Origin of the sequence: Streptomyces sp. NPDC008313 (genome assembly GCF_042956125.1) — a bacterium.
Taxonomy (GTDB): Bacteria; Actinomycetota; Actinomycetes; order Streptomycetales; family Streptomycetaceae; genus Streptomyces.
This window is the reverse complement of the sequence record NZ_JBIBFR010000019.1, coordinates 96296-109756: the sequence shown is the minus strand read 5'-3', so window position 1 is coordinate 109756 and position 13461 is coordinate 96296. Positions and strand designations below refer to the sequence as shown.

Here is a 13461-nt window from a genome sequence, read left to right as displayed (position 1 = left end):
GTCCGACCGGGCCGGCACGTCTTCGCCGCGCCCGGAAGCGGCGGCGACAGCGGCACGCCCCGCCACCGGCCCGGGTGGCGGGGCGCCCTCTCTTCGGGCGGCGTGGCCCCCCTGCCCTCGGCCGGGCGGAGCCGTCCGCCTCTTGGAGGAACACACAATCTGGGTTCCGCGGGGTTCCATGGCCGATACTGGACCCGTTATGGAAATCGTCATCCTTGCTGTAGTCATCGCCGTGGTCGTGCTCGGTGCGCTCGGCGGGCTCGTCGTCGGCAGCCGCAGGAGCAAGCAGCTGCCCCCGGCACCCCCCACGACCCCCGACATCACCGCCCCGCCGGCCGAGCCGCACGTCGGCGACGAGGCCGAAACGCCGCGCGAGGAACCGCGCCGCACCCTGGAGGAGGTGGATCTCCCACTCGTCGAGACGGAGCCCTCGGCCCCGGTCGTCGTCGAGGAACTCCCGGCCCCCGAGATCGAGGTTCCGGAGCCGACCGCGGGACGTCTGGTCCGCCTGCGCTCCCGCCTCTCCCGCTCGCAGAACGCCCTCGGCAAGGGACTGCTCACGCTCCTGTCGCGTGAGCACCTCGACGAGGAGACCTGGGAGGAGGTCGAGGACACGCTGCTCACCGCCGACGTCGGCGTCCAGCCGACCCAGGAGCTGGTCGAGCGGCTGCGCGAGCGCGTCAAGGTGCTCGGCACCCGTACGCCGGACGAGCTGCGCGCCCTGCTGCGCGAGGAACTCGTCCAGATCCTCGAACCCGAGTTCGACCGCACGGTGAAGACCGACGCGAACCTCGACACCCCGGGCATCGTGATGGTCGTCGGGGTGAACGGCACCGGCAAGACCACCACCACCGGCAAGCTCGCCCGGGTGCTCGTCGCCGACGGGAAGAACGTGGTGCTCGGCGCCGCCGACACCTTCCGCGCCGCCGCCGCGGACCAGCTGCAGACCTGGGGCGAGCGCGTGGGCGCCCGCACCGTGCGCGGTCCGGAGGGCGGTGACCCGGCCTCGGTCGCCTTCGACTCCGTCAAGGAGGGTATCGAGGCGGGCGCCGACGTCGTCCTCATCGACACCGCGGGCCGGCTGCACACCAAGACCGGGCTCATGGACGAGCTCGGCAAGGTCAAGCGCGTGGTCGAGAAGCACGCGCCGCTCGACGAGGTGCTGCTCGTCCTGGACGCCACGACCGGGCAGAACGGTCTGGTCCAGGCGCGCGTCTTCGCCGAGGTCGTCGACATCACCGGCATCGTCCTGACCAAGCTGGACGGCACGGCCAAGGGCGGCATCGTGATCGCCGTGCAGCGCGAGCTGGGGGTGCCGGTCAAGCTGGTGGGCCTCGGCGAGGGTGCCGACGACCTGGCGCCGTTCGAGCCGGGCGTCTTCGTCGACGCGCTCATCGGCGACTGACCCGGCCGGACCGGACTGCTGTCGGGGCCGGACCCCGGCCCCGACCGAGCGAGAAGCGCCCGCTGCCGGCCCATGGCCGGAAGCGGGCGCTTCGCCGTGTGCGGGCCGACGCGGGCGGATCGCCCGCCGGTACGGGACCTGGTGGCGGCTTCCGCCCGCTGGTACGGGATCTGGCGGCCCCCGCCCGCCGCCGCTACGGGATCCGGGGGCTCTCACGGCGTACGGTGCCGCCCGGACGCCACTCCGCACGAGGCGCTGCCCGGGCGACACCCCGGCGCTCCGCCGGACGACGGCTGGACGCGACGGTCCCGGCGTCTCACGGGCGACGTGCTGGGCATGACCGTCCAGGCGTCTCGCCGGGCGACGTGCTAGACCCGCGACCGGTGGGCCACGTACGCCAGCGTCCCCAGCAGCAGCCGGGCCTGCGGTGGCCGGGTCGCGGAGTCCAGGGCGGGGGAGCGCAGCCAGCGGACCGGACCGAGGCCGCCCCGGTCGCAGGGCGGGGCCGTGATGTACATGCCGGGACCGAGCGCGCGCAGATCGAGCGCCGCGTCGTCCCAGCCCGTGCGGTACAGCAGCTCGGGCAGCTCGGCCGCCCCGCCGGGCGCCACGAAGAACTGCGCCCGGCCGTCCGGCGTCGCCGCCACCGGGCCCAGGGGCAGTCCCATCCGCTCCAGCCGGACCAGCGCACACCGGCCGGCGGCCTCGGCGACCTCGATCACGTCGAAGGCCCGGCCGACCGGCAGCATGGCCGCGGCGCCGGGGAACCCGCCCCAGGCCTCGGTCACCTCGTCGAGCGTCGCGCCCGCCGGAACGGGCGGCGCGAAGTCCAGAGGATGGGCGCCCGGCACCCGGCATCCGGCACTGCCGCACGAGCACACGCCCGCCGCGGCCCGCGCACCCGGGACCACGTCCCAGCCCCGCAGGCCGGTGAACTCGGCCACGGCCGTGCACTCGGACGAGCGGCCACGGCGGCGTGAGCCGGGCCGGATTTCGCGGATCCCGCGACTGCCGCCGATCGTGAAGCCCATACCCCCTCCAACGGGTCCAGCGCGCCTGTGGTTACGAGACGGATGCGGAGCGTCACTCTCCGTTCGGACGCGACCGCGGGGTGATTCCCTGTGCGACGTCGCGCGGGCGGCGTGTGGAGGCTCGCCGGGTGGTGAGCCCGGCCTCACGCGCCCCGGCGTACCTCGCTGCGCCGCTTCCGTCCGTCATGTGTCAAGTGAATCGCTAGTACGCCATGGGGAGTTCATTCGAAGGGGTGGCGAATGGTGGCGTTTCCGCAATCGCCATGGCTGGAGCAGTGATCGTAGGATTACTGTGAGTGCACGTCTCCTGAGGCGCATGGGTTCGTGGGTATGCCGCAGGCAAGTCGACATCCCGTTCGACGGGTGAGAACTCCCGGACGGAAGGCCGTACTTGACGGCATTCTGGTAGTGCTTGGCGCAGACGGTGCGGCGCATATGGCGCAACAAGTGGTTTCAGGGATGGGGGCGTTCCAGTTGGGCGGCAACGGCGGAAGCGGGACGAACGCTGACAAGCGCCCCAATGAGCTGCTGGGCTCGTGGTTCGTGCGCAGCGGCTGGTCCAAGGGCGAACTCGCGCGCCAGGTGAACCGCAGAGCCCGCCAGCTCGGCGCCGGCCACATCTCCACGGACACCTCGCGGGTCCGCCGCTGGCTCGACGGTGAGAACCCCCGCGAGCCGATCCCGCGGATCCTCTCCGAGCTGTTCTCCGAGCGCTTCGGCTGCGTCGTCGCCGTGGAGGATCTCGGCCTGCGCGCCCCCCACCAGTCACCGTCCGTGTCCGGTGTCGACCTGCCCTGGACGGGCCCGCAGACGGTCGCGCTGATCAGTGAGTTCTCGCGCAGCGACCTGATGCTGGCCAGGCGTGGATTCCTCGGCAGTTCCCTCGCCCTGGCGGCGGGTCCGACGCTCATCGAACCCCTGCAGCGCTGGCTCGTGCCGACCCAGCAGGCCCCGGCCGACGACATGGAGAGCGCCGCCTCCGCACGTCGCGGCGGCCGGCTCTCCCGCCCCGAGCTGGACCTGCTGGAGTCGACGACCGTGATGTTCAGGCAGTGGGACGCCCAGTGCGGCGGCGGCCTGCGCCGCAAGGCGGTCGTCGGCCAGCTGCACGAGGTGACGGATCTCCTCCAGGAGCCCCAGCCGGGCGCCACCAGCAGGCGGCTCTTCAAGGTCGCCGCCGAACTCGCCGAGCTGGCGGGCTGGATGAGCTACGACGTCGGACTCCAGCCCACCGCGCAGAAGTACTTCGTGCTGGCCCTGCACGCCGCGAAGGAAGCCGGTGACAAGCCGCTCGGCTCGTACATCCTCTCCAGCATGAGCCGCCAGATGATCCACCTCGGACGGCCCGACGACGCGCTGGAGCTGATCCACCTCGCGCAGTACGGCAGCCGGGACTGTGCCGGCCCGCGCACCCAGTCGATGCTGTATGCGATGGAGGCCCGCGCCTACGCCAACATGGGCCAGCCCGGCAAGTGCAAGCGGGCCGTGCGGATGGCCGAGGACACCTATCAGGACGCCGTCGAGTTCGACGAGCCCGAGCCCGACTGGATCCGCTTCTTCTCCGAGGCGGAGCTGCACGGCGAGAACTCCCACTCCTACCGCGACCTGGCCTATGTCGCCGGCCGCAGCCCCACCTACGCCTCCCTCGCCGAACCGGTGATGCGGAAGGCCGTCGACCTCTTCGCCGGGGACGCCGAGCACCACCGTTCGTACGCCCTCAACCTGATCGGGATGGCGACCGTCCACCTGCTCCAGCGCGAGCCCGAGCAGAGCGCGGTGCTGGCCAGGAAGGCCATGGCCATCGCCAGGAAGGTCCGCTCCGAGCGCGTCAACACCCGTATCCGCAAGACCGTCGACACGGCCGTACGCGACTTCGGTGACCTCGCCGACGTCGTGGACCTCACCGAACAGCTCGCCGTCGACCTGCCCGAGACCGCCGAAGCGGTCTGACCGCACGAGCGCGCGGGGGCCCGCCCACCCGCGCGTCCCGCCCGACCCCGGCCGCGGCCGGCCGTCCCGAACTGCCCGACTCGGCTCCCCCGTGCCAGGTCATCGGACGGCCGCCGCGGCCGGTTCCACGCCCGGGCGAGCCCGCCCGAAGCCGGGTCCCGGCGCCGGACCGGTTTCAGGCCGTTCCAGCGCCTCTCCCGCACATCGCGCCACGACCGCGGGCGCACGGCCGGACATCGGCCAGTTCATGGACGCGTAACACACGAGGTGCCTTCGTCACTGCGGCGAAACATCGAGGGGCGCCCACCGAAACCGCGCTGCGCCACTCTCATGGCTCATAACCGGCCCACCCCTCACTCCCGCTCAGGCTTCGCCCGCACGGGGCCGTACCAACGACGAGGAGACGCCGATGGCTCCAGCCATCACGCTCGCCGCGGACGCACCGACACTGTCGTCCGCCAACACAGGCTTCATGCTCATCTGCTCCGCCCTGGTGATGCTCATGACCCCGGGCCTGGCCTTCTTCTACGGAGGCATGGTCCGCGTCAAGAGCACCCTGAACATGCTGATGATGAGCTTCATCAGCCTCGGGATCGTCACCATCCTGTGGGTGCTCTACGGCTTCTCCATCGCCTTCGGCACCGACAAGGGTTCGCTCATCGGCTGGACCTCCGACTTCGTCGGCTTCAGCGGCATCGGCAAGGTGGAGCTCTGGGACGGCTACACCATCCCGGTCTACGTCTTCGCCGTCTTCCAGCTGATGTTCGCGATCATCACACCCGCCCTGATCAGCGGCGCCCTCGCGGACCGTGTCAAGTTCACGGCCTGGTCCCTGTTCATCGCCCTGTGGGTCACCGTCGTCTACTTCCCGGTCGCCCACTGGGTCTGGGGCACCGGTGGCTGGGCCTTCGACCTCGGGGTCATCGACTTCGCGGGAGGCACCGCGGTCCACATCAACGCCGGTGCCGCGGCGCTCGGCGTGATCCTCGTCATCGGCAAGCGGTCCGGATTCAAGAGGGACCCGATGCGCCCGCACAGCCTCCCGCTGGTCATGCTCGGTGCCGGTCTCCTGTGGTTCGGCTGGTTCGGCTTCAACGCCGGCTCCTGGCTCGGCAACGACGACGGCGTGGGCGCGCTGATGTTCGTCAACACCCAGGTCGCCACCGCCGCCGCGATGCTCGCCTGGCTCGCCTACGAGAAGATCCGGCACGGTGCCTTCACCACGCTCGGCGCGGCCTCCGGCGCCGTCGCCGGGCTCGTCGCCATCACCCCGTCCGGCGGCGCCGTCTCCCCGCTCGGCGCGATCGCCGTCGGCGCCGTCGCCGGTGTGCTGTGCGCCATGGCCGTCGGCCTGAAGTACCGGTTCGGCTACGACGACTCCCTCGACGTCGTCGGCGTCCACATGGTCGGCGGCGTCGCCGGTTCACTGCTGGTCGGCCTCTTCGCCAGCGGCGGCGGCCAGTCCGACGTCAAGGGCCTCTTCTACGGAGGCGGCCTCGACCAGTTCTGGAAGCAGTGCGCCGGTGTCTTCGGCGTCCTCGCCTACTCCCTGGTCGTCTCCGCGGTCCTCGCCTTCCTGATCGACAAGGCGATGGGGATGCGGGTCACCGAGGACGAGGAGATCGCGGGCATCGACCAGGCGGAGCACGCCGAGACCGCGTACGACTTCAGCGGCGCCGGCGGAGGCGCCGCCCCCCGGACGGCCGTGGCCGCCCCGGCCCAGGACACGGCGAGCAAGAAGGTGGACGCATGAAGCTGATCACGGCGGTCGTCAAGCCGCACAGGCTCGACGAGATCAAGGAGGCACTGCAGGCCTTCGGGGTGCACGGCCTGACCGTCACCGAGGCCAGCGGCTACGGCCGGCAGCGCGGGCACACCGAGGTCTACCGGGGCGCCGAGTACACCGTCGACCTCGTCCCCAAGATCCGCATCGAGGTGCTGGCCGAGGACGACGACGCCGAACAGCTCGTCGACGTCGTCGTCAAGGCCGCCCGCACCGGCAAGATCGGGGACGGCAAGGTCTGGTCCGTCCCGGTCGACACCGCGGTCCGGGTCCGCACCGGCGAACGCGGACCGGACGCCCTCTAGGGGGTGTCCGACACATGCCCGCGCGGTCCGGCCTGATCCGAGACGAAAGACCCTTGGGCCTCCCGTCCGGACCAGGCCCGGGCCGGCCCCGCGGGGCCCGGGCAGTCAGCAGTCGAGAAGAAGCACAGGCAGGAGTCGCCGGGTGACACGATCCGACACGGGCAGGGAAGCAGAGGACGCGGGACCCAGCGGCTACGCGGCGGCCCGGCTGCGCCTCCTCCAGGGGGAGGCGCGGCCCGGGCCGCCGCGCCGTGCCGCCCTCGCCGGACTCACGGACGACTGGCTCACCGGGCTCTTCGACGCGGGCGCCGGCAGGGGCGGCGGGCGCGGGTCCGCCGGGAACGCCGAGGGCGACGACGGGGCGCACGGCGCCGGCGCCGTGCGCGGCGTCGCGCTCGTCGCCGTCGGCGGATACGGGCGCGGCGAGCTCTCCCCGCGCAGCGACCTCGACCTGCTGCTCCTCCACGACGGCACCGACACCGACGCGGTCGCGGTACTCGCCGACCGCCTCTGGTACCCGGTCTGGGACCTCGGTCTCGCCCTCGACCACTCCGTCCGCACCCCCGCCGAGGCCCGCCGGACCGCAGGCGAGGACCTCAAGGTCCACCTGGGCCTCCTGGACGCCCGGCACCTCGCGGGCGACCCCGGCCTCACCGCGGGACTGCGCACCGCCGTCCTCGCCGACTGGCGCGACCAGGCACCCCGACGCCTCCCGGAGCTGCGCGAACTCTGCGCCGAACGGGCCGAACGCCAGGGCGAACTGCGGTACCTGCTCGAACCGGACCTCAAGGAGGCCAGGGGCGGCCTGCGCGACGCCACCGCCCTGCGCGCCGTCGCCGCCTCCTGGCTCGCCGACGCCCCCCGCGAGGGCCTCGCGGACGCCCGCCGGCGCCTGCTCGACGTACGCGACGCCCTGCACCTCGTCACCGGACGCGCCACCGACCGGCTCTCCCTGCAGGAGCAGGACCAGGTCGCCGCGGAACTCGGCCTCCTCGACGCCGACACCCTGCTGCGCCAGGTGTACGAGGCGGCACGCACCGTCGCGTACGCCGGCGACGTCACCTGGCGCGAGGTGGGGCGCGTCCTCAAGTCCCGTGCCGTGCGCCCGCGCCTGCGTGCCCTGCTCGGCGGCGGCAGACCCACCGCGGAACGCTCGCCGCTCGCCGAGGGCGTCGTCGAACAGGACGGCGAGGTCGTCCTCGCCCGCGCCGCCCGGCCCGAACGCGACCCCGTGCTGCCGTTGCGCGCGGCCGCCGCGGCGGCCCAGTCCGGCCTGCCCCTCTCCCCGCACGCCGTACGCCGCATGGCCGCCGCCCGCCCGCTGCCCACCCCCTGGCCCGCCGAGGCCCGCGAACAGCTCGTCACCCTGCTCGGCTCGGGGCGGCCGACCGTCGAGGTCTGGGAGGCGCTGGAGGCCGAGGGGCTGATCACGAGGCTGCTGCCCGACTGGGAACGCGTGCGCTGCCGCCCGCAGCGCAACGCCGTGCACATCTGGACCGTGGACCGGCACCTCATCGAGACGGCCGTCCGCGCCTCCGACCTGACCCGGCGCGTGGGCCGCCCCGACCTCCTGCTCCTCGCCGCGCTCCTCCACGACATCGGCAAGGGCTGGCCCGGCGACCACTCGGTCGCGGGCGAGACCATCGCGCGCGACGTGGCCGCCCGGCTCGGTTTCGACCGCGCGGACGTGGCGGTGCTCGCCACGCTGGTCCGCCACCACCTGCTGCTCGTCGACACGGCGACCCGGCGTGATCTGGAGGACCCCGCGACGGTCCGCTCGGTCGCCGAGGCCGTCGGCTCCCAGAGCACCCTCGAACTGCTGCACGCCCTGACGGAGGCCGACGCGCTCGCCACCGGACCCGCCGCCTGGTCCTCCTGGCGCGGCTCCCTCGTCGCCGGCCTCGTCGAACGCGCCGCGGCCGTCCTCGCCGGGGACGCCCCCGAGGAGCCGGAGGCGGCGCCCACCGCCGAGCAGGAACGCCTGGCGGTCGAGGCGCTGCGCACCGGCGGCCCGGTGCTGTCGCTGCGCACCCAGACGGAACCGCCGGCGGGGGAGAAGGCCGGGGAGACGCTGGGGGAGGGCGCCGGTGACCCGGAACCCCTCGGTGTGGAGCTGCTGATCGCCGTGGGCGACCGGCCCGGCGTCCTGCCCGCCGTGGCCGGCGTCCTCGCCCTGCACCGGCTGACCGTCCGCACCGCGGAACTGCGCACCCTCGGTCTGCCCGACGCCGTACCCGGATCCGTACTGCTGCTCGACTGGCGGGTCGCCGCCGAGTACGGCTCGCTGCCCCAGGCCGCCCGGCTGCGGGCCGACCTCGTCAGGGCGCTGGACGGCTCCCTCGACACCGCCTCCCGCCTGGCTGAGCGTGACGCGGCCTACCCGCGCCGCCGGGGCACGGTCGCGCCCCCGCCCCGGGTGACCGTCGCCCCGGCCGCCTCCCGGCACGCCACCGTCATCGAGGTCCGCGCCCAGGACGCACCGGGGCTGCTGTTCCGGATCGGCCGGGCGCTGGAGGACGCGGCGGTACGGGTACGGAGCGCACACGTCTCCACGCTCGGTGCGAACGCCGTGGACGCCTTCTACGTCACCGGCCCCGACGGCACGCCGCTGCCCGGTGAGGAGGCGGTGGCGGTGGCGCGGAAACTGGAGGAGACGCTGCGGGGCTGACTCGAACGAGGAGCCCTGGTCGTCGCCCCGTGGGTGGAACGGGTGTGCTCTCCGCCGACGCGGGGCCCGCTCCCGTTCGCTCCCGCAGCGGGCGGGGGCGATGTGCTTGCCGGGCCGGATACTCTGGAGGGCAGCCCAGTTCCGCCCCCGACCCCGAGGACCGACGCCGCCGTGTTCGATACTCTCTCCGACCGCCTCAGCGCGACCTTCAAAAACCTCCGTGGAAAAGGCCGACTGAGCGAAGCGGACATCGACGCCACGGCGCGTGAGATCCGCATCGCGCTCCTCGAAGCCGACGTGGCCCTGCCGGTCGTCCGGTCGTTCATCAAGAACGTCAAGGACAGGGCCTCGGGTGCCGAGGTCTCCAAGGCGCTGAATCCCGCTCAGCAGGTCCTCAAGATCGTCAACGACGAGCTTGTCCACGTGCTGGGCGGCGAGACCCGTCGCCTGCGCTTCGCCAAGCAGCCGCCCACCGTGATCATGCTGGCCGGCCTCCAGGGTGCCGGTAAGACGACCCTCGCGGGCAAGCTCGGCAAGTGGCTCAAGGACCAGGGGCACTCGCCCCTCCTGGTCGCCGCCGACCTCCAGCGCCCGAACGCCGTAAACCAGCTCAGCGTCGTCGCCGAGCGCGCCGGTGTCGCCGTCTACGCCCCCGAGCCGGGCAACGGTGTGGGCGACCCGGTCAAGGTCGCCAGGGACTCCATCGAGTTCGCGCGGACCAAGGTCCACGACCTCGTGATCGTGGACACCGCCGGCCGCCTCGGCATCGATCAGGAACTGATGCGGCAGGCCGCGGACATCCGCGACGCGGTCAGCCCCGACGAGATCCTCTTCGTCGTCGACGCGATGATCGGCCAGGACGCGGTCAACACCGCCGAGTCCTTCCGGGACGGCGTCGGCTTCGACGGCGTCGTGCTGTCGAAGCTCGACGGCGACGCCCGCGGTGGTGCCGCGCTGTCGATCGCCTCCGTCACCGGCAAGCCGATCATGTTCGCGTCGAACGGCGAGAAGCTCGACGACTTCGACGCCTTCCACCCTGACCGGATGGCCTCCCGCATCCTCGACATGGGTGACCTGCTCACCCTGATCGAGCAGGCGGAGAAGACGTTCAGCCAGGAAGAGGCCGAGAAGATGGCCTCCAAGCTGGCGTCCAAGAAGGGCCAGGACTTCACCCTGGACGACTTCCTGGCCCAGATGGAGCAGGTCAGGAAGATGGGCAGCATCAGCAAGCTGCTCGGCATGCTTCCCGGCATGGGCCAGATCAAGGACCAGATCAACAACCTGGACGAGCGTGAGGTCGACCGCGTCGGCGCGATCATCAAGTCGATGACCCCGGCCGAGCGCCAGGAGCCGACCATCATCAACGGCTCGCGCCGTGCCCGTATCGCCAAGGGCTCCGGTGTCGACGTCAGCGCGGTGAAGGGCCTGGTCGAGCGGTTCTTCGAGGCCCGCAAGATGATGTCCCGGATGGCGCAGGGCGGCGGAATGCCGGGGATGCCGGGCATCCCGGGCATGGGCGGCGGTCCCGGCCGGACGAAGAAGAAGCAGAAGCAGGCCAAGGGCAAGCAGCGCTCCGGCAACCCGATGAAGCGCAAGCAGCAGGAGGAGGAGGCCGCCGCACGCCGTGAGGCCGGGGGCCGCCCCGGTGGCGCCTTCGGTCTGCCGGCCGGGCAGCAGGCCCAGGACTTCGAGCTCCCGGACGAGTTCAAGAAGTTCATGGACTGACGTCCCCGACGCCGCTCCCCAGCACATGACCGGGCGCCCCTTCGAAAAGCCGAGGGGGCGCCCGGTCGTATCTCCCACGGGCCCGCGCCGCACCATGCGTGCCGGACGGGCGTCAGCCGCTCACGGGGTACGGGCGATCAGGTAGCGGAAGACGTTCGGCATCCAGACGGGACCCTCCTGCCGCAGATACGGCTGCAGCGCTTCGTCGAGTTCCTTCTCGACCTGGTCCAGGCCCGCCGCCGCGATCGCCGCGTCGAGCAGTCCCGTCGAAAGCAGCCCCCGTACCGCGCTGTCGATGTCCGCGTACCCGAAGGGGCAGGCGACGCGGCCCGATCCGTCCGGCCGCAGCCCCGCGCGCAGGGCGGCCTGCTCCAGGTCGTCGCGGCGGGCGGTCCGCAGGGCGTCCGGACCGCGCAGCGGATCCGCCTGCTCGGTGGCGGCCCGCAGGACCGAGGCCGTGGCGCAGCGCTCCGGCGGCCCCCACCCGGCGATCACCACCGGTGTCCCGCGCCCGCTGAGCCGTGCCGCCGTCCCCAGAAGCCCGTCGAGCCCTTCCGTGTCGCCCGGCGCACAGCCGATCGGTTCGAAGGCGGTCACCAGGTTGTACGGGGGAGCGGCCGCGTCGGCGGGGCCGCTCGCTGCCGTGGGGGCGGCGGGGTCTCGGAAGTCCCCGGGGGACCCGGCCACGAGTCCGGGGTGGGCGCACGCGCGCGTACCCGCCGCTCCGGACGACAGCCGCCGGCGCGCGAGAGCCAGCCGTTCGGGGGCGAAGGAGTCGACACCGGTCACCGCGGCGCCGCGCGAGGCCGCCATCAGCAGGGCCAGTCCCGAACCGCAGCCCAGACCCAGCAGCCGCGTCCCGGCGCCCACTTCGAGCCGGTCGTAGACCGCCTCGTAGAGCGGTACCAGCATCCGCTCCTGGATCTCGGCCCAGTCACGCGCGCGTGCACACGGGTCCAGGCGGGGTGTCGCTCCCGCACGAGGCCGGTGCTGCCGCACGAGCGTAGGTGTCATCGAAAGCGCCCCAATCAGCCGAGAGTCTGCCTCTGTGCCCCGTTTCTCCGCCCCCGTGCATCGCGCTCGCACTCCCCCCGTATGCCAGATAACTCCGCGCTCGTCCCGGCGTCCAGGGGTTGCGGACCCCGGCTTGCGAACGGCCTGTGTGCGACCCTGCGCGCCGGGTGATCGCCCGCGCGCCCGCCGCGCCCGGCTCGCGTCCCGCGGATGGCCGGATCGCGCGCATGGCCGTGACAGCGGGTGGCCGGCGCCCCCGCGGGCCGTCCTTCCGGGCGACCGCCGTCCCGGAGCGCGGGGGGAAGGGGAGGTTCCGGCCATGGTCGGCAGGACGCGAGCCCAGGTGGCGGAGGGCGGGCCGCCCCGTGAGCGGCGGGCCGTTCCGTGGCGGGCGCGCGCGGCCGCCGTACCGGGCCGCCGCGGCGACGGCGGCCCCGTCCGGTGCGCGGGCGCGCGATGCGCCCTGACCGTACGGTGTCCGGCCCCCGGGGACGGGGCGGTGCCCGGTGCCGGCGGCGCACCGGGTAACGTCGCCGTCATGGCGCGCGCGTACTGAGCCCGCGCGGGTATCCCCGCGCGAGGCCGAAACGCCCCTTGCACACCCGCGGACCACATCCGTCCCGGCGTGCGGGCACCGTCTACACGCCGGAACGTACGCGTTACTACGTACCGCCTTGGTATGAGCTGTGAGGCTTCTCCGCAGATCAGCGCACCCGCCCTCGTCAGGACGCATCAGTGGCAACTGACGGGTACGTGCAAATTATTTGGGATGCCCCGGAATAGGAACACTGAGGCACCCAGGCTCGTTGTCACGACGTGAGCACGACACCACCTGTTCTCGCCGCAGAGCTGGCAGGGGCGTGGGCCGACATTCAGCGGCACCACCCCGAACTGCCGGATCTTGCCGCGCCCGAGTCCCTGATCGGGGAGTCGTCGTCCGCCTGCGGACACGAGCTCTCCTTCGAACGACTGCTTCACGAGGCAGTCCACGGCATCGCCGCCGCGCGCGGAATCCGCGACACCTCGCGCGCCGGCCGGTACCACAACCGCAGATTCCTCGCGATCGCCGAGGAGCTGGGCCTGGACCACCCCGAGGAGCCGCATCCCAGCAGCGGCTTCTCGCTGGTCACGCTCAACCCCGAGGCGAGGCGGCGTTACCGCCCGACGATCGAGCGGCTGCAGCGCGCCCTCAAGGCGCACACGGCCGCGACCGCCGCTGACACCGCCCGCAGCTTCCGCGGCCCCGCCGCCCGGCACGGCTCCTCCGGTGGAGGTGTCCGCGTCAAGGCCGTCTGCGACTGCGGCCGCAACGTACGCGTCGTCCCCTCGGTCCTGGCCCAGGCCCCCATCGTCTGCGGCGGCTGCGGCAAACCCTTCCGCATCCCGGAGGCCGTCGCGGCGGCGGCCGGCTGAGGGGCCGCCCCCAGGGCGGTCGTGGAGCAGGGCGGCACGACCGGCGCGGTGTTCGCGGCCGGCACCGTGCCCGTCACGACCGAGGGGCATCCGGCGGGCATGACGCCGGGTGCCCCCGCGTCATGCCCGCCCGGCCCTCCGTAAGAGGCGCGCCGCCGGATATGGCA

9 protein-coding genes are annotated in these 13461 nt (G+C 73.0%); 7 read left to right on the top strand and 2 right to left on the bottom strand.

Annotated elements, in window-relative coordinates:
• Positions 1-199 precede the first annotated feature (199 nt).
• The gene (gene ftsY / locus ACFY93_RS24710) at positions 200-1405 is read left to right on the top strand and encodes a signal recognition particle-docking protein FtsY (protein ID WP_391362857.1); all 1206 of its coding nucleotides are present in this window, start codon (positions 200-202) and stop codon (positions 1403-1405) included.
• 368 nt (positions 1406-1773) lie between these two features.
• On the opposite strand, the gene ACFY93_RS24705 is transcribed toward ftsY, so the two are convergent.
• Complete coding sequence (locus ACFY93_RS24705; protein ID WP_391362855.1) at positions 1774-2436, bottom strand: bifunctional DNA primase/polymerase; 663 nt, start codon at positions 2434-2436, stop codon at positions 1774-1776.
• 474 nt (positions 2437-2910) lie between these two features.
• On the opposite strand from ACFY93_RS24705, the gene ACFY93_RS24700 reads away from it, so the two are divergent.
• From ACFY93_RS24700 to ffh, 5 genes are all read left to right on the top strand, one after another.
• Positions 2911-4386 carry a hypothetical protein gene (locus tag ACFY93_RS24700; protein ID WP_391362941.1) on the top strand — a complete coding sequence of 492 codons (1476 nt, stop codon included), beginning with the start codon at positions 2911-2913 and terminating at the stop codon, positions 4384-4386.
• A gap of 409 nt (positions 4387-4795) precedes the next feature.
• Positions 4796-6139: an ammonium transporter gene (locus tag ACFY93_RS24695; RefSeq protein ID WP_391362853.1), complete on the top strand. Its 1344-nt coding sequence runs from the start codon at positions 4796-4798 to the stop codon at positions 6137-6139.
• Positions 6136-6474, top strand: coding sequence for a P-II family nitrogen regulator (locus tag ACFY93_RS24690; protein ID WP_391362851.1), 339 nt, complete (start codon positions 6136-6138; stop codon positions 6472-6474). The genes ACFY93_RS24695 and ACFY93_RS24690 overlap by 4 nt, the downstream gene beginning before the upstream one ends.
• Before the next feature lie 142 nt (positions 6475-6616).
• Positions 6617-9142, top strand: a complete 2526-nt coding sequence (locus ACFY93_RS24685; RefSeq protein ID WP_391362849.1) for a [protein-PII] uridylyltransferase — start codon at positions 6617-6619, stop codon at positions 9140-9142.
• Between the two features lie 171 nt (positions 9143-9313).
• The gene (gene ffh, locus ACFY93_RS24680; RefSeq protein ID WP_391362847.1) at positions 9314-10867 is read left to right on the top strand and encodes a signal recognition particle protein; all 1554 of its coding nucleotides are present in this window, start codon (positions 9314-9316) and stop codon (positions 10865-10867) included.
• Between the two features lie 120 nt (positions 10868-10987).
• Here the strand turns inward: ffh and ACFY93_RS24675 are convergent, their stop codons facing one another.
• The gene (locus tag ACFY93_RS24675) at positions 10988-11881 is read right to left on the bottom strand and encodes an SAM-dependent methyltransferase (RefSeq protein WP_391362845.1); all 894 of its coding nucleotides are present in this window, start codon (positions 11879-11881) and stop codon (positions 10988-10990) included.
• Positions 11882-12697: 816 nt separating this feature from the next.
• On the opposite strand from ACFY93_RS24675, the gene ACFY93_RS24670 reads away from it, so the two are divergent.
• Complete coding sequence (locus ACFY93_RS24670; protein WP_391362843.1) at positions 12698-13294, top strand: hypothetical protein; 597 nt, start codon at positions 12698-12700, stop codon at positions 13292-13294.
• Positions 13295-13461: the final 167 nt, after the last annotated feature.

What these genes read in the sequence shown, in the direction of transcription:
- ftsY (WP_391362857.1), top strand. Translation starts at nt 200, where the DNA reads ATGGAAATCGTCATCCTTGCTGTAGTCATCGCCGTGGTCGTGCTCGGT.
- ACFY93_RS24705 (WP_391362855.1), bottom strand. Translation starts at nt 2,436, where the DNA reads ATGGGCTTCACGATCGGCGGCAGTCGCGGGATCCGCGAAATCCGGCCC.
- ACFY93_RS24695 (WP_391362853.1), top strand. Translation starts at nt 4,796, where the DNA reads ATGGCTCCAGCCATCACGCTCGCCGCGGACGCACCGACACTGTCGTCC.
- ACFY93_RS24690 (WP_391362851.1), top strand. Translation starts at nt 6,136, where the DNA reads ATGAAGCTGATCACGGCGGTCGTCAAGCCGCACAGGCTCGACGAGATC.
- ACFY93_RS24675 (WP_391362845.1), bottom strand. Translation starts at nt 11,881, where the DNA reads ATGACACCTACGCTCGTGCGGCAGCACCGGCCTCGTGCGGGAGCGACA.